This is a genomic window from Microbacterium marinum (assembly GCF_014204835.1).
Lineage (GTDB): Bacteria > Actinomycetota > Actinomycetes > Actinomycetales > Microbacteriaceae > Microbacterium > Microbacterium marinum.
Map to the genome: position 1 here is coordinate 2,013,905 of NZ_JACHMD010000001.1, position 16,702 is coordinate 2,030,606.

A 16,702-nucleotide genomic window follows, 5' to 3' on the forward strand; every position below is an offset into this window, starting at 1 on the left:
TACCGACGAGCGAGGTCAGTGCGCGGCTTCGTCCCAATCGGCGCCTCGCCCGATCTGGACGTCCAGCGGCACGGAGAGGTCTGCGGCATCCCCCATCCGTGTCCGGACGATTCCCGCGACGTCGTCCCACTCACCCGGGGCGACCTCCACCACGAGTTCGTCGTGGATCTGCAGGAGCACCCGCGAGTGCAGGTCGCGAGCGGCGAGATCATCATGGATCTCGTTGAGGGCGATCTTCATGATGTCAGCCGCGCTGCCCTGGATGGGCGCGTTGAGCGCGGCGCGCTCCGCGTTCTCCCGCAAGACCCGATTCGGGCTCGTCAGGTCGGGGAACGGCCGCCGACGCCCGAAAATCGTCTCGGTGTAGCCGTCGATCCTCGCCTGCTCCACAGAGGAGCGCAGGTAGTCGCGCACCGCACCGAAGCGGGCGAAGTACTCCAGCATCAGCTGCTTCGCTTCGGACTGCTCGATGCGCAGCTGCTTGGACAGCCCGAACGCGCTCAGGCCGTAGACGAGGCCGTACGACATGGCCTTCACCTTCGTGCGCATCGGCGCCGTCACCTCGGCAGGCTCGACGCCGAAGACACGGGCGCCGACGAAACGGTGGAGGTCCTCCCCCGAGTTGAACGCCTCGATGAGGCCCGGGTCGCCCGACAGGTGCGCCATGATCCGCATCTCGATCTGGGAGTAGTCCGCGGTGAGGAGCGTCTCGTAGCCCTCGCCCACCTCGAACGCGGCGCGGATGCGACGGGACTCCTCGTTGCGGATGGGGATGTTCTGCAGGTTCGGATCCGTGCTCGAGAGCCGGCCGGTCTGGCTGCCGGTCTGCACGTAGGTCGTGTGGATCCGCGCGTCCTCGGCGATGCCGACCGTCAGAGACTCGATGATCTGCCGCAGCTTCGTGGCCTCACGGAACTGCAGCAGCAGCCCGAGGAACGGATGGGGGTTCGACTCCTGCAGGTCGGCCAGCACGGCGGCATCCGTGGAATACCCGGTCTTCGTCTTGCGGGTCTTGGGAAGCTCGAGCTGCTCGAACAGCACCTCCTGCAGCTGTTTCGGGGAGCCGAGGTTCACCTCGCGTCCGATGATCGCGTAGGCCTCCTGTGCGATGCTCTCCGCCCGTGCGGCGAGTTCGCCGGAGAACCCGGCGAGCTTCTCACGCGAGACCGCCACGCCCGCCAACTCCATGTCGGCGAGGGCGTCGAGTGTCGGGAGTTCGATGTCCGTGAGGACGGATGCCACGGAGTCGGGCATCTCGTCGCGCTGGGCGCTCACGACACGCAGCGCGAACCACGCCAGCTGACCGGGAGTGGCTCCCTCGGTCTCGGGGACGAGCTGCGACGGATCGGCCTCGGGAAGCTTCTCGTCGAGATAGCGGTCCACGAGATCGGCGAGCGACTTGTCCGGGAGGCTCGGACGCAGCAGCCACCCGGCGAGGATGGTGTCGAAGGCGAGACCGCCGAGGCGGATGCCGGCCCGCCGGAGCGCCTTCACCTGCGGCTTCGCGTCAGTCAGGATCTTCGGCGTGTCCCCCTCGAGCCAGTCGGCGAGGGCGACGCGTGCCGTGTCGTCCCAGTCAGCCTCGCGGACGGCGTCGTTCGTCGCGACGCCGATCCTGGTGGGCGTGCCGCCCGCCACCGTGACCGTCAGAGCCAGCTCGCCGGTCTGCTCCGCCAGCCAGCCCGCGAGAGCCGCGGCATCCGTCTGCACCGGCTCGGGAGCGGCCACCTCGGGGGCGGCCGGTTCATCGATGACATCGAAGGCCTCGAATACTCGTGGCAGGAGCGTGCGGAACTCGAGCCGCGCGAAGATGTCGCGGACCGCCTGCGTGTCGAGCGGACGGAGGGCGAGGTCTTCGGGCGCGTATTCGAGCTCGACGTCGCGCAGCAGGCGGTTCAGCTGCCGGTTGCGGCGGACGTCGTCGAGGTGCTCACGGAGGTTGCCGCCGACGACGCCCTTGATCTCGTCCGCGCGTTCGAGCAGCGCGTCGAGGGTGCCGAACTGGGTGATCCATTTGACGGCCGTCTTCTCGCCGACCTTCGGGACGCCCGGCAGATTGTCGCTCGTCTCCCCCACGAGAGCGGCGATATCGGGATAGTTCACCGGCGGCAGCCCGTACTTCTCCACGACAGCATCGGGGGTGTAGCGCTTGAGCTGCGAGACGCCCTGCACGCTCGGGTAGAGGAGGGTGACGTCGTCGGTCACGAGCTGGATCGTGTCGCGGTCGCCCGAGCAGACGAGCACCTGGTAGCCGCTCTCGACGCCCTGCGTAGCGAGGGTCGCCAAGATGTCATCGGCTTCGAAGTCCTCCTTCGTGAGCACGGGCACGCCCATCGCGGCGAGGCAGTCCTGCAGGAGGGGGATCTGACCTTTGAACTCCGCGGGGGACTCAGACCGGTTCGCCTTGTACTCCTCGTATACGCGCGTGCGGAACGACTGCCGCGAGGTGTCGAAGGCCACCGCCAGGTGCGTCGGCCGCTCGGCCTTCACGAGGTTCACGAACATCGACAGGAAGCCGTAGATGCCGTTGGTGTGCTGGCCGTCCTTCGTCGAGAAGTTGTCGACGGGAAGGGCGTAGAACGCCCGATAGGCCAGCGAGTGGCCGTCGACGACGAGCAGAGTAGGCTTTCCGGAGTCGGTCACCCAGCCAGCCTAGTTCGCGCATCGGACACCGACAGCGCAGCGAATCCCTCCCGCATCGAAGCAAGGTGAGCCATGCCCACGGACGTCCACTCCCCCGATGACGCGCTCGCCTGGGCCACCGGCCGCGGCATGGGCGCCCTCGCCGAGAAGATGGGCATCGAGTGGGTCGAGTTCACCGCCGATCGGGCGGTCGCACGGATGCCGGTCGAGGGCAACACCCAGCCCGTCGGACTCCTACACGGCGGCGCCTACGTCGTGCTCGGCGAATCGCTCGGCTCCATGCACGCCAACTTCCACGCAGGGCCCGGACGCCTGGCCGTCGGAATCGACATCAACGCCACCCACACCCGCTCGGCGACGGAGGGGTGGGTCACCGGCGTCTGCACGCCGATCCACCTCGGGCGAAGCCTGACGGTGCACGAGATCGTCGTGACCGACGACGCCGGCCGACGCTGCTCGACGGTGCGCATCACGAACATGGTCCGCGACGTGCCGGCATCCTGACCCGGAGACAACGGATGCCGGGTGACGAACCACCCGGCATCCGGAGAAATCTGAACGACCTGTGTCGCGTCAGCCCTTCTTGGGAGCCAGCTGCTCGATGATCGCCTTGGCGACGTCCTGCATCGTGAGCCGGCGATCCATCGATGCCTTCTGGATCCACCGGAAGGCGTCGGGCTCAGACAAGCCCATCTTCTCGTTGAGCAGGCCCTTGGCCCGGTCGACGAGCTTGCGCGTCTCGAAACGCTCGACCATGTCCGCGACCTCGGCCTCGAGCGTGATGATCTGCTCGTAACGGGCGAGGGCGATCTCGATCGCCGGCAGCAGGTCGTTCGGGGTGAAGGGCTTCACGACATACGCGAGCGCACCGGCCTCGCTCGCACGCTCGACGAGTTCCTTCTGGCTGAAGGCGGTCAGCAGCACGACGGGGGCGACGTGGTTCTTGCTGAGCTTCTCGGCAGCGCTGATGCCGTCGAGGACGGGCATCTTGACGTCCATGATCACGAGGTCGGGACGAAGCTCGGTGGCGAGCTGCACGGCGGTCTCGCCGTCACCCGCTTCACCGACGACGTCGAAGCCGCTGTCGCGCAGGATCTCGACGATGTCGAGTCGGATCAGCGACTCGTCCTCTGCGACGACGACGCGACGCGGGGTGGGGGCGGCCTGGGGTGCCGGGGTGGGTTCCTGCTCAGTCACGTCGTCCATCCTAGGGCAGGCGGTACCGCCTTCCTGCGGTATCGTCGTTGAGGCGTGCGCCGGTGTGGCGGAATGGCAGACGCGACCGACTCAAACTCGGTTGCCCGAAAGGGCGTGTGGGTTCGACTCCCACCACCGGCACGTCTCGGGACTTCCCGCACCTCGACCCTCGGCTCGGCGTGCGGGAAGTCTTCCGACGTGGTCAGCCTCCGCGACCGGTGAATGCGTCCATCGACGAGTACACCTTGAACACGCGGCGCGCCAGGGCGTCCTAAGACCTGGTCGGCAGCACGCCGCGCAGCGCCATCGCCAGCTTGACCGTCCACGGGCGGATCACCATTGGCGTCCCGCGCACCATCCCCCGCCACGCCGCCTGCGTCGCCTGGCGGGGCCGTCAGGATGGGAGTCAGCAGAGGACCGCGTGCACCGGCGAACATGCCGGTCGAAACATAGCTCGGGCAGAAGGTCGTGACCGCGATGTGCCGGTGCCCGTGCGCCTCCAGCTCGAGGCGCACCGATTCACTCCAGCCGATCAGCGCCCACTTCGAGGCGGCGTAGACGCTCATCCTCGGATTGGCGAGCGTCCCGGCGGCGGACGCGATGTTGAGGATGCGCGCCGGTCGCGTCGCGTCCGCGATCATCTCGGGCAGGAACTCCCGCGTGAGCCACATCGCGGCAAGCGTGTTCACCCGCATCGTCGCCTCGATGTCGCGCTCAGGGTCATGCTCCCAGAACGGCGCGCCCCGGACGATGCCGGCGTTGTTGATCAGGACGTCGACACCGCCCAAGTCGATCCGGACCTCGGTGGCGGCACGGGCGATGTCCTCACGGTCCGCGATGTCGACGCGGTACGCCCGCACGTCGACCCCCGAGCCCGATAGCTCAGCGGCGAGAGCTGCGGCATCCGTGATGTCCCACAGCGCGACGGCTCTCGCGCCGACGGCGACTGCGCGCCGGGCATACAGCTCCCCCATCCCGCGGGCGGCTCCAGTGATGAGGACCCGGGAATCCCGAATGGGGTCGCGTGCGTTCATGGGGCGCTCCTCGATGTCACTGGGTCCGACGATACGCTGTCCCGTGCACAACGGAACGGCGCCCCAGTTGGGACGCCGTTCCGTCGTTCGAGATGTGGACTCAGGTGGTGCGCTTGTTGCGCCCGGTGATGAGCCCGTAGATCAGCAGCACGATGAGCGAGCCGCCGATCGCGAGCAGCCAGGTCTGGATGCTGAAGAACTCTTCGAGCTTCGCGTTGAACAGGACACTGCCGAGCCAGCCTCCGAGGAGCGCGCCGACCACACCGAGGATCAGTGTGACGAACCAGCCGCCGCCCTGCTTGCCGGGGAGGATCAGCTTGGCGATGGCGCCTGCGATCAGACCGCGCCCCGCACATGGTAGAGGCGGGCACCCCGCGTGGGGATGCCCGCCTCAAGCCCGCTCCGGCCTTACTGCTCGACCTTGTAGATCGGCGCCTTGCCATGGACAGCGTCGCCGATCTTGTGGATGCGGATGTCGTTGGTCGACCCTTCGATTCCGGGAGGGGACCCGGAGATCACGACGACCTTGTCGCCGACCTCGGCCAGTCCTGCTCCGAGGAAGAAGTCGTCGACCTGGCGGAACATGAGGTCGGTGTGCTCGACGGGCTCGACGAGCGCCGACTGGATGCCCCAGGTCAGCGCCATCCGGCGACGGATCGCCGGGTCGGTCGCGAAGGCGATCATGGGGATCTCGGAGCGCAGTCGCGACATCCGACGGGCGGTGTCGCCAGACTCGGTGAACATCGCGACGTACTTCGCCTCGACGAACTCAGCCACCTCGCGCGCGGCAAGGGTGATGGCGCCGCCCTGCGTGCGGGGCTTCGTCGTGAGCGGCGCGATGCGCTCCAGGCCGTGGGTTTCGGTCGAGTCGATGATCCGAGCCATCGTCTCCACGACGCCGACCGGGTGCTTGCCCACGCTGGTCTCGCCGGAAAGCATCACGGCATCCGCGCCATCGAGCACGGCGTTGGCGACGTCACTGGTCTCGGCGCGCGTCGGCACCGGGTTGTCGATCATCGTCTCGAGCATCTGCGTCGCGACGATGACGGGCTTCGCCATCCGGCGGCACAGCTCCACCGCGCGCTTCTGGACGATCGGCACCGCTTCGAGGGGAAGCTCGACGCCGAGGTCGCCGCGGGCGACCATGATGCCGTCGAACGCGTCGATGATCTCCTCGAGCGCGTCCACCGCCTGCGGCTTCTCGATCTTGGCGATGACCGGAACCTTGCGGCCCTCCTCAGCCATGATCTCGTGCACGCGGGTGACGTCGGCTGCGTTGCGCACGAACGACAGCGCGATGATGTCGGCGCCTGCGCGCAGACCCCACCGCAGGTCGGCCTCGTCCTTGTCGGACAGCGCGGGCACGTTCACCGCGACGCCCGGCAGGTTGATGCCCTTGTTGTTCGAGACGGGACCGGCGACGATCACCTCGGTCGTGACGACGGGGCCGTCGACGGAGGTGACCTGCACGCGGACCTTGCCGTCGTCAATGAGCAGGTAGTCGCCCGGCTTGACGTCGGCCGGCAGCCCCTTGAAGGTCGTGGAGACGATCTCCTTGGTGCCCTGGATGTCTTCGGTCGTGATCTTGAAGACGTCACCGACGGCCAGCTGGTGCGGGCCTTCCGCGAAGCGCCCGAGGCGGATCTTGGGTCCCTGCAGGTCGACGAGGACGGCGACGGCACGGCCGGCATCCTCCGACGCCTTGCGCACGTTGGCGAGTCTGGCGTCGTGATCGGCGTAATCGCCGTGGCTGAGGTTGAATCGGGTGACGTCCACACCAGCGTCGATGATCGCACGGACCATCTCATAGCTTTCGGTGGCCGGACCCAGAGTGGCGACGATCTTCGCGCGTCTCACAGAAGTAGCTCCGTCGGGTTTCTTAGAGGGGGGCTGTGTACGGTCCCAGCCTAGGCGTGCTGGAGTCCGATCGCGACGTCGGTCGGTCGGACCGGCGCCGGGAGGTTGGTCGATCCCATCAGGTACTCGTCGACCGCCGAGGCGGCCGCACGACCTTCCGCGATCGCCCAGACGATGAGGGACTGTCCGCGGCCGGCGTCGCCCGCCACGAACACGCCCGCCGAGGTGGACTGCCAGTCGTCGGCGCGCTCCACGTTCCCGCGGGACGTGAAAACCGCTCCGAGCTGCTGCTCGAGGGTCGAACGCTCGGGCCCGGTGAAGCCCATCGCGATGAGGACGAGGTCGGCGGGGATCTCCCGCTCCGTTCCGCTCTTGGGCACGCGGCGGCCGTCGACGAACTCGGTCTCGGCCACTCGCAGGGCTCGGACCTCGCCTGCCTCGTTGCCGAGGAACTCGACAGTGGAGGCGAGGAAGGATCGCTCGCCGCCCTCTTCGTGTGCGGACTGCACCTCGAACAGCGTCGGCGCCATCGGCCACGGCTGGTGGTCGGGTCGACCCGACGGAGGCTGGGCGCCGATGGCCAGGTTGGTGACGCTCATGGCGCCCTGGCGGTGAGCGGTGCCGATGCAGTCGGCACCGGTGTCGCCGCCGCCGATCACGACGACGTGCTTGCCTTCCGCGTGGATCTGGTGCGGCACCTGGTCGCCCGCGACCGCCTTGTTCGACTCGACGAGGTACTCCATCGCGAAGTGCACGCCGTCCAGGTCGCGGCCCGGGATGGCGAGGTCACGCGGAACGGTCGAGCCCGTCGCGATGACGACGGCGTCGTACCGCGCGCGCAGGTCGGCCCACGACAGGTCCTTGCCGATCTCCACGCCGGCGCGGAAGCGAGTGCCCTCGTCGCGCATCTGGCGAAGTCGCGACTCGAGGTGGCGCTTCTCCATCTTGAAATCGGGGATGCCGTAGCGCAGGAGCCCGCCGATGCGGTCGTCGCGCTCGTAGACGGCGACCGTGTGACCCGCGCGCGTCAGCTGCTGTGCGGCGGCGAGCCCGGCGGGGCCGGAGCCGACCACGGCGACGGTCTTGCCGGTGAGGCGGCCCGGAGGTTCGGCCTCCACCCAGCCGTGCGCGAACGCCTCGTCGATCGTGGAGACCTCGATCTGCTTGATCGTCACCGCGGGCTGGTTGATCCCGAGCACGCAGGAGCTCTCGCACGGTGCAGGGCAGAGCCGCCCCGTGAACTCCGGGAAGTTGTTCGTCGCGTGAAGGCGCTCGATCGCCGCGCGGCCTTCGCCGCGCCACGTGAGGTCGTTCCACTCCGGGATGAGGTTCCCGAGCGGGCAGCCCTGGTGGCAGAACGGGATGCCGCAGTCCATGCAGCGCCCGGCTTGCCGACGCAGAACGGCCTGATCTCCGGCCTCGTACACCTCCTTCCAGTCCAGGATGCGGACGGGAACGGGCCGGCGCGGCGGGAGCTCGCGCTCGGTGACTTTGAGGAAGCCCTTGGGATCAGCCACCGGTCACCTCCAGGATGCGTGTCCAGACGACGTCGCCGTCGGGGTCGAGCCCCTCCGCGACCGCCTCCTGGCGGGTTTTCAGAACGGCGGCGTAGTCGCGCGGAAGGATCCGCGTGAAGTTCGCCGCTTCGGTGTCGAGATCGGCGAGGAGCCGCTCGGCCAGATCGGAGCCGGTCTCGGCGACGTGGCGCTCGAGCAGATCGCGGAGGATCTCCACATCGCCCGCGCCGAGGCCCTCGAGGACGAGCTCGCCGCTCGCGACCGCCTCGCGGTTGATGAGGCTCTCGTCGAGACGGTAGACGTACGCGCTGCCACCGGACATGCCGGCGCCGAGGTTCCGCCCGGTCCGCCCCAGGATCACGGCGAGACCGCCCGTCATGTACTCGAGGGCGTGGTCGCCCACTCCCTCCACGACCGCGGTCGCGCCGGAGTTGCGGACGAGGAAGCGCTCGCCGACGACTCCACGGAGGAACATCGAGCCCTGCGTGGCGCCGTAGCCGATGACGTTTCCTGCGATGACGTTCTCGGACGCGTCGAACCCGGCGCCGCGGGGCGGCCGAACGACGATCTCGCCGCCGGACAGACCCTTGCCCACATAGTCGTTCGAGTCGCCTTCGAGACGCAGGGTGATGCCGGAGGGGAGGAACGCGCCGAAGGACTGGCCGGCCGAGCCGGTCAGGTTGACCTCGATCGTGCCGGCAGGCAGACCGTTCGCGCCGTGCGCCTTCGTGACGTGATGCCCGAGCAGGGTGCCCACGGCTCGCTCGGTGTTGCGCACCGGCAGGTCGATCGAGATGTGACCGCCGTGTTCCACGACGTCGCGGGCACGCTCGAGCAGCGCCACGTCGAAGTGCTCGCCGAGCTCGTGATCCTGGTCACGGACGTGACGACGCGGTGCGTCCTCGCCGAACGCCGGTCCTTCGAGGATCGGGGACAGGTCGAGTCCGTGCGCCTTCCAGTGGTCGACCGCGGGCTGCACGTCGAGGACCTCGGTGTGGCCCACGGCCTCGTCGATCGACCGGAAGCCCAGCTCAGCGAGGTACTCGCGAACCTCCTGGGCGATGAACTCCATGAAGTTGACGACGAACTCCGGCTTGCCGGTGAAGCGCTTGCGCAGCTCCGGGTTCTGCGTCGCGACGCCCACGGGGCACGTATCGAGGTGGCAGACACGCATCATGATGCAGCCCTCCACGACGAGCGCGCTCGTGGCGAAGCCGAACTCCTCGGCGCCCAGAAGTGCGGCGATGAGCACGTCACGTCCGGTCTTGAGCTGACCGTCGGCCTGCACGACCACGCGACCGCGCATGTCGTTCATCATGAGCGTCTGCTGGGTCTCGGCGAGGCCGAGCTCCCACGGCGTTCCGGCGTGCTTCAGCGAGTTGAGCGGGCTGGCACCCGTTCCCCCGTCGTGCCCCGAGACGAGGATCACGTCGGCGAGGGCCTTTGCGGTGCCCGCAGCGACCGCTCCGATGCCGGACTGGCTGACGAGCTTGACGTGCACGCGCGCGGCCGGGTTGGCACGCTTCACGTCGAAGATCAGCTGCTTCAGGTCCTCGATCGAGTAGATGTCGTGGTGCGGCGGCGGCGAGATCAGGCCCACTCCCGGGGTCCCCCCGCGGGTGCGCGCGATCCAGGGGTAGACCTTCCCCGGGGGAAGCTGACCGCCCTCCCCCGGCTTGGCACCCTGCGCGAGCTTGATCTGGATGTCCTCGGCGTGGGTGAGGTACATGCTCGTCACGCCGAAGCGGCCTGAGGCCACCTGCTTGATCGCGCTGCGGCGCTCGGGGTCGAGAAGACGCTCCACGTCTTCGCCACCCTCGCCGGTGTTCGACTTGGCGCCCAGTCGGTTCATCGCGATCGCGAGCGTCTCGTGCGCTTCCTTCGAGATCGATCCGTAGCTCATCGCACCCGTCGAGAACCGCTTGACGATCGACGAGACAGGCTCGACCTCGTCGATCGGGACCGCCGGACGGGTGCCCTGCTTGAGGCGGAAGAGACCGCGCAGGGTCTTGAGGTCGGAGGCCTGCTCGTCGACCATCTGCGTGTACTCGCGGAAGATGTCGTACCGGCGGGTCCGCGTCGCGTGCTGGAGACGGAACACCGTCTCCGGGTTGAACAGGTGCGGTGCGCCGTCACGGCGCCACTGGTACTCGCCACCGGTCCACAGCCGTTCGTGCGCGCGCACAGCCTGGTCCTCGGGATACGCGAAGTCGTGGCGGGCGCGGTTCTCGCGGGCGATCTCCTCGATGCCGATGCCGCCGAGCTTCGTCTCGGTACCCGTGAAGTACGTGTCGACGAACTCCTGCGACAGACCCACGGCCTCGAACACCTGGGCGCCCGCGTACGACGAGACCGTGGAGATGCCCATCTTGGACATGATCTTCAGCACGCCCTTGCCGAGCGCGTAGATCAGGTTCCGCACCGCTTTCTCCTGGGAGATGCCGGTGATGTAGCCGGCCCGGACGAGGTACTCGGCCGTCTCCATCGCGAGGTACGGGTTGACGGCCGATGCTCCATAGCCGATCAGCGTCGCGACGTGGTGCACTTCGCGCACGTCGCCCGCCTCGACCACGAGGCCGACCTTCATCCGGTTCTCGCGACGGATGAGGTGGTGGTGGACGGCCGAGAGCGTCAGCAGCGACGGGATCGGGACGAGATCCTTCGTGGAATCGCGGTCACTGAGGATGATGAACTCGACGCCGTCGGCGATCGCCGCGTCGACCTCGGCGCAGATCTCGTCCAGACGGTCCCGGAGCGTGTCGGCACCGGCATCCGCCCGGTACAGACCCCGGATGGTCACCGACCGACGTCCAGGCAGAGCGCGGTCGATGTTCTGGAGCTTCGCGAGCTCGTCGTTGTCGATGACCGGGAAGTCGAGGGTGATGACGCGAGTGTGGTCGCGACCCGAGTCCAGGAGGTTCCGCTCGGGGCCGAGCCCGAGTCCGAGGGACGTGACGACCTCTTCGCGGATGGAGTCCAGCGGCGGGTTGGTGACCTGCGCGAACTGCTGCACGAAGTAGTCGAACAGCAGGCGCGGGCGCTCGCTGAGGACGGCGATCGGGGTGTCGGACCCCATCGCGCCGAGCGGCTCCGCGCCCACCTGCCCCATCGGGGTCAGGAGGATGCGCACCTCCTCCTCGGTGTAGCCGAACGTGCGCTGACGGCGCGTGATGGAAGCGATCGGGTGCACGATGTGCTCACGCTCGGGCAGATCCCGCAGCCGGACGCGGCCCTCGTCGAGCCATTCCTGCCACGGCGACATGGTCGCGAGGTCGCGCTTGATCTCCTCGTCCTCGACGATGCGGCCGGCGGCCGTGTCGACCAGGAACATGCGGCCGGGACGCAGGCGCCCGCGGCGCTTGATGCGCTCGGGCTCGAAGTCGAGCACGCCGGTCTCGCTGCCGATCACCACGATGCCGTCGGTGGTCTCGGTCCACCGCCCGGGACGGAGCCCGTTGCGGTCGAGGGTTGCGCCGACGAGGGTGCCGTCGGTGAAGATGAGGGCGGCGGGACCGTCCCACGGCTCCATCTGCATCGAGTGGTACTCGTAGAAGGCACGCAGGTCGTCGGGCATGTCGGTCTGCTTCTCGTACGCCTCCGGCACCATCATCATGATGGCGTGCGGAAGGCTCCGGCCCGTGAGGCTGAGGAGCTCGAGGACCTCGTCGAACGACGCCGAGTCGCTCTGTCCATCGACGCAGATCGGCAGCAGCGGCCGGATGTCGCCCAGGAGCTCGGATTCGAGCTGGGACTGGCGGGCGCGCATCCAGTTGCGGTTGCCGTTGACGGTGTTGATCTCGCCGTTGTGGGCGAGCATGCGCAGCGGCTGCGCGAGCGGCCAGGAGGGAAAGGTGTTGGTCGAGTACCGCGAGTGGACGACAGCGAGCTCGGTCGTGAAGCGCTCGTCCTGCAGGTCGGGGTAGAACGGCTCGAGCTGAAGGGTCGTGACCATGCCCTTGTATCCGAGTGTGCGGCTGGACAGCGAGACGAAGTACGCGCCGAGCTCGTGCTGGGCGCGCTTGCGCAGGCGGTAGGCCCGCCGATCGAGCTGGATCCCGGACAGTGCGGGGGAATCGCCCACGGCGGGCCGCGAGACGAAGAGCTGCTCGAAAGCAGGGCGCGCGTCGAACGCGAGCTTGCCCAGGTTGTCGTCCGCGGTGGGGACGTCGCGCCATCCGAGGACGGTGAGCCCCTCCGACTCCGCGATGCGCACGATGGCGGCCTTCTGCGCGTCGCGCTCGTCGCGCTCGATCGGGAGGAAGGCGAGGCCGACGGCGTACTCCCCCGCGGCCGGAAGGTCGAACTCCACGACCTCGCGCAGGAAGGCGTCGGGCATCTGGGTGAGGATGCCGGCGCCGTCACCGGTGCCGGCGTCCGACCCGATGGCGCCTCGGTGCTCGAGATTGCGGAGTGCCGTCAGGGCGAGGTCGACGATGTCGTGGCCGGCTTCGCCGCGGAGGGTGGCGACCATCGCCAGACCACAGGCGTCCTTCTCGAAGGCAGGGTTGTACATCCCCTGCTTCTGCGGGAAGGCGCCGCCAGTCGCGGCGGGTGCGATCGTCCGGGTGGATTCGTGACGCGAGCTCGAGGGCATGCGGACCGTCCTCACATGGGTGCTCAACCTGGGACGACGTCGGCCCTGCGGTGCTATCGGGTGGTGACTGAGCTTGTGGCCTGGTCGGAGGATGCCTCGGACGTGGGGGGTGCGCTCACGTCGACGAAGTCATCGGCTTCTTGCGATTGTACAGCGCCCGGAGCGCTCCATTCGCGACCGCGCTGATACGGCGACGGTTCGGCTCCCAGGTGACGGCGCCGCTGCACGAAGAAGATGGCCAGACCCACGACGACGCCGAACACCGCGGCCCACACGTTGGTGCGCAGACCAAAGAAGACCTCGCTCGGATCGATGCGGATCGACTCCCAGACGATGCGCCCCGCGCTGTACCACGCGAGGTACAGGCCGAACAGGCGGCCCCACTGCAGCCCGAAGCGCCGACCCGCCCATACGAGGACGCACACGCCCATCACGTTCCAGATGACTTCGTAGAGGAACGTCGGGTGGAACAGCGTGCCCTCGGGCAGACCCGCGGGCCACGCGGCGTTCGGGTAGTCGATCTCGAGGCCCCACGGCAGGTCGGTCGGCAGACCGTAGAGCTCCTGGTTGAACCAGTTCCCGAAGCGGCCGAGCGCCTGCGCGAGCAGGAGGCCCGGTGCGAGCGCGTCGGCGAAGCTCCAGAACCGGATGCCGGTCCACTTGCAGCCGAGCCACGCGCCGATCGCGCCGCCGATCAGGGCGCCGAAGATTGCGATCCCGCCCTCCCAGATCCGGAAGATCGCCCAGAAGTCCTTGTCCTCACCGAAGTAGAACCCCGGGTGGGTCACGACGTGGAAGATGCGGGCGCCGATGATCGCGAGGGGTACCGCGATGAGCGCGATGTCGATGACGACCCAGGGCTCCGCGCCGCGTCGCGTGAGCCGCTGGTTGGTCCAGAGCGTGGCCACGACGATCCCCAGGAGGATGCACAGGGCGTAGAAGTAGATCGTCAGCGGGCCCAGCGAGATGGAGCTGACGTCGGGGCTCGGGATGCTCGCGAAGACGGAGAGTGCGGCGGAAGTCACGACGGCGAGTCTACTTCGCCGGACGGTGCGCGCCGTCCGCGAGCTCACCCGCGGTCGCCGCGAGACCGTCGAGTCCCCCGTCGCGCAGAGCCCGGACGAGGGCCGTCCCCACGATCGCGCCGTCCGCATAGTCGAGGACGCCGGAGACCTGATCGGGCGTCGAGATGCCGATTCCGACGCACGCGTTCTCCACGCCGTGGCCGCGCAGGCGGTCCACGAGGTGGCGCGCGGCGGCATCCAGTTCGGCACGCTCACCGGTGATCCCCATCGTCGAGACCGTGTACACGAATCCCGTCGAGGCTTCGGCGATCATCGCGAGCCGCTCATCGGTCGAGGTCGGTGCGGCCAGGAAGATGCGGTCGAGCCCGGTCCGCTCCGATGCGGCGATCCAGTCGGCCGCGGCATCCGGGGTGATGTCCGGCGTGATCAGACCCGCTCCGCCGGCGGCGACCAGGTCGTCGGCGAACCTGTCGACGCCGTACTGCATCACCGGGTTCCAGTAGGTCATCACGACGACGGGCACGTCGACGCGATCGGTGATCGCCTTCACCGCCGTGAAGGTGTCACGAAGACGGAAACCCGCCGCGAGGGCCGCCTGCGTCGCCTCCTGGATGACGAGTCCGTCCATCACCGGGTCGGAGTACGGCGGTCCGAGCTCGAGGACATCGGCGCCCGCTTCGGCGAGCGTGACGGCCGCCTCGACGCTCGTCTGCAGGTCGGGGTACCCGATCGGCAGGTAGCCGACGAATGCCCCCCGACCCGATTCCTTCGCCGCGGCGATGGCGGCGGCGACGCGGGAGGTCACAGCTCCACCCCTTCCCCGCTGCCGGGTTCGGGGTCGGCGGGGACATCGACGGGCTCCGCGCCTTCGTCGTAGAGACCGAACCAGCGCGCTGCGGTGTCCATGTCCTTGTCGCCGCGGCCCGAGAGGCTGACGGCGATGACGGCATCGGGGCCGAGTTCACGACCGATCCGCAGGGCGCCGGCGAGGGCGTGCGCGGACTCGATCGCGGGGATGATGCCTTCGGTGCGGCTGAGGAGGCGGAGCGCGTCCATCGCCTCCCCGTCGGTCGCCGGGATGTACTCGGCGCGCCCGATGTCGGCGAGCCAGGCGTGCTCGGGGCCGACGCCCGGGTAGTCGAGTCCGGCCGAGATCGAGTGCGACTCCACCGTCTGCCCGTCCTCGTCTTGGAGCACGTACGTCTTGGCACCGTGCAGCACGCCGGGACGGCCCCGTTCGATGGATGCCGCGTGCTTGGGCGTGTCGACGCCGTCTCCGGCGGCCTCGACACCGTAGAGCTTCACGCCCTCGTCGTCGAGGAACGCGTCGAACATGCCGATCGCGTTCGACCCGCCGCCGACGCACGCGACGACGGCATCCGGCAGACGGCCGATCTCGTCGAGGAGCTGCTGACGCGCCTCCTCGGAGATCACCTTCTGGAAGTCGCGCACCATCGCCGGGAACGGGTGCGGGCCCGCCGCGGTGCCGAAGATGTAGTTGGTCGTCTCGACGGATGCGACCCAGTCACGGTAGGCCTCGTTGATGGCATCCTTCAGCGTCCGAGAGCCCGTCGTGACGGGGATGACCTCGGCGCCCAGCAAGCGCATCCTCGCGACGTTGAGGGCCTGCCGCTCGGTGTCGACCTCGCCCATGTAGATCGTGCAGTCGAAGCCGAACAGGGCGGCGGCCGTCGCCGTCGCGACGCCGTGCTGGCCGGCTCCGGTCTCGGCGATGACCCGGGTCTTGCCGAGGCGCTTCGTGAGCAGCGCCTGGCCGATGACGTTGTTGATCTTGTGCGAGCCGGTGTGGTTCAGGTCTTCGCGCTTGAGGAAGACGCGCGCCCCGCCCGCGTGCTCGGCGAAACGTGCGACCTCGGTCAGAGCCGACGGACGCCCGGCGTAGACGTTCAGCAGGCGGTGGAGCTCGGCGGCGAAGGCGGGGTCGGCTTTGGCGGCCTCGTACTCGGCGGTCAGCTCATCGATCGCCGCGATCAGCGATTCGGGCATGAAGCGTCCGCCGAAGTCCCCGAAGAAGGGGCCGGCGGCATCTCGAAGACTCATGCTCCGGCCTCCAGGAAGCTCGCGAGGGTGGATACCGGATCGCCCGTGACGAGCGCTTCGCCGACCAGGACGACGTCGGCGCCCGCGGCACGGTAGTGGGTGACGTCTTCGGGACGGAGCACCGCCGATTCGGCGATCTTGATCGTGCCGGCGGGAATGTGCTCCGCCAGCCGTCCGAAGAGGTCTCGGTCCAGCTCGAACGTCGAGAGGTTCCGCGCGTTGACGCCGACGAGCGCCGCGCCGATGTCAATCGCGCGCTGCAGCTCCTCGTAGGAATGCGTCTCGACGAGCGGGGTCATCCCGAGCTCGAGAACCAGATCGTGGAGCTCGGCGAGCAGGTGCTGCTCGAGCCCGGCGACGATCAGCAGAACCAGGTCGGCACCGGCGGCGCGGGCCTCGAGGACCTGATAGGGCGTCGCGATGAAGTCCTTGCGGAGGACGGGCAGAGCGACGCCCGCCCGGACGGCCTCGAGGTCGGCGAGCGACCCCTTGAACCGGCGCTCCTCGGTCAGGACGGAGATCGCCGAGGCTCCTCCACGCTCGTACTGCTGCGCCTGGTGGGCGGGATCCGTGATGGCGGCGAGGTCGCCGCGCGAGGGGCTCGCCCGCTTCACCTCGGCGATGATCTTCACGCGGTCGGCGGGAGCGAGCGCAGCGCGCGCGTCGAGCGCAGGACGCTGTGCGAGGGCGGCCTTCTCGACCTCGCCGAGGGGACGCCTCGACTCGCGCTCGCGCGCATCCTCCACCGCGCCGGCCGTCAGGTCGGCGAGCACG

General features: G+C 68.7%; 11 protein-coding genes, 1 tRNA gene and 1 pseudogene. 2 read left to right on the plus strand and 11 right to left on the minus strand.

Features of this window, described 5'->3' with window-relative positions; genetic code table 11:
* Positions 1 to 15: 15 nt before the first annotated feature.
* Positions 16 to 2,643 (minus strand): DNA polymerase I, encoded by a 2,628-nt coding sequence (polA, locus tag BKA24_RS09950; protein ID WP_184217619.1) that lies wholly within the window; start codon positions 2,641 to 2,643, stop codon positions 16 to 18.
* Positions 2,644 to 2,715: 72 nt separating this feature from the next.
* Here polA and BKA24_RS09955 point away from each other — a divergent pair, with 72 nt between their 5' ends.
* A complete protein-coding gene (locus BKA24_RS09955; RefSeq protein WP_184217621.1) occupies positions 2,716 to 3,147 on the plus strand; it encodes a PaaI family thioesterase in 432 nt (143 codons plus the stop codon).
* Positions 3,148 to 3,216: 69 nt separating this feature from the next.
* Here the strand turns inward: BKA24_RS09955 and BKA24_RS09960 are convergent, their stop codons facing one another.
* Positions 3,217 to 3,849, minus strand: coding sequence for an ANTAR domain-containing response regulator (locus tag BKA24_RS09960; protein WP_184217623.1), 633 nt, complete (start codon positions 3,847 to 3,849; stop codon positions 3,217 to 3,219).
* Positions 3,850 to 3,898: 49 nt separating this feature from the next.
* Between BKA24_RS09960 and BKA24_RS09965 the strand changes: the two genes are divergently transcribed.
* A tRNA-Leu gene (locus BKA24_RS09965) sits at positions 3,899 to 3,981 on the plus strand.
* 338 nt (positions 3,982 to 4,319) lie between these two features.
* Here BKA24_RS09965 and BKA24_RS09970 read toward each other — a convergent pair.
* From BKA24_RS09970 to trpC, 9 genes and pseudogenes are all read right to left on the minus strand, one after another.
* A pseudogene (locus BKA24_RS09970) lies at positions 4,320 to 4,874 on the minus strand (SDR family NAD(P)-dependent oxidoreductase); the annotation flags it as partial.
* Positions 4,875 to 4,974: 100 nt separating this feature from the next.
* On the minus strand, positions 4,975 to 5,214 hold the full coding sequence (locus tag BKA24_RS09975) for a GlsB/YeaQ/YmgE family stress response membrane protein (protein WP_184220682.1): 240 nt from the start codon (positions 5,212 to 5,214) through the stop codon (positions 4,975 to 4,977).
* Positions 5,215 to 5,282: 68 nt separating this feature from the next.
* A complete protein-coding gene (gene pyk / locus BKA24_RS09980) occupies positions 5,283 to 6,731 on the minus strand; it encodes a pyruvate kinase (RefSeq protein ID WP_184217624.1) in 1,449 nt (482 codons plus the stop codon).
* 50 nt (positions 6,732 to 6,781) lie between these two features.
* Positions 6,782 to 8,248, minus strand: coding sequence for a glutamate synthase small subunit (locus BKA24_RS09985; protein WP_184217626.1), 1,467 nt, complete (start codon positions 8,246 to 8,248; stop codon positions 6,782 to 6,784).
* Entirely contained in the window at positions 8,241 to 12,842 is a 4,602-nt protein-coding gene (gene gltB / locus BKA24_RS09990; RefSeq protein ID WP_184217628.1) for a glutamate synthase large subunit, read from the minus strand. Before gltB ends, BKA24_RS09985 begins: the two co-directional genes overlap by 8 nt.
* A gap of 53 nt (positions 12,843 to 12,895) precedes the next feature.
* Positions 12,896 to 13,867, minus strand: coding sequence for a prolipoprotein diacylglyceryl transferase (lgt, locus tag BKA24_RS09995; RefSeq protein ID WP_184217630.1), 972 nt, complete (start codon positions 13,865 to 13,867; stop codon positions 12,896 to 12,898).
* Positions 13,868 to 13,877: 10 nt separating this feature from the next.
* On the minus strand, positions 13,878 to 14,672 hold the full coding sequence (gene trpA, locus BKA24_RS10000) for a tryptophan synthase subunit alpha (protein WP_184217632.1): 795 nt from the start codon (positions 14,670 to 14,672) through the stop codon (positions 13,878 to 13,880).
* Complete coding sequence (trpB, locus tag BKA24_RS10005; RefSeq protein ID WP_184217634.1) at positions 14,669 to 15,928, minus strand: tryptophan synthase subunit beta; 1,260 nt, start codon at positions 15,926 to 15,928, stop codon at positions 14,669 to 14,671. The genes trpA and trpB overlap by 4 nt, the downstream gene beginning before the upstream one ends.
* Positions 15,925 to 16,701 (minus strand): indole-3-glycerol phosphate synthase TrpC, encoded by a 777-nt coding sequence (gene trpC, locus BKA24_RS10010; protein WP_184217636.1) that lies wholly within the window; start codon positions 16,699 to 16,701, stop codon positions 15,925 to 15,927. Before trpC ends, trpB begins: the two co-directional genes overlap by 4 nt.
* Position 16,702 lies beyond the last annotated feature (1 nt).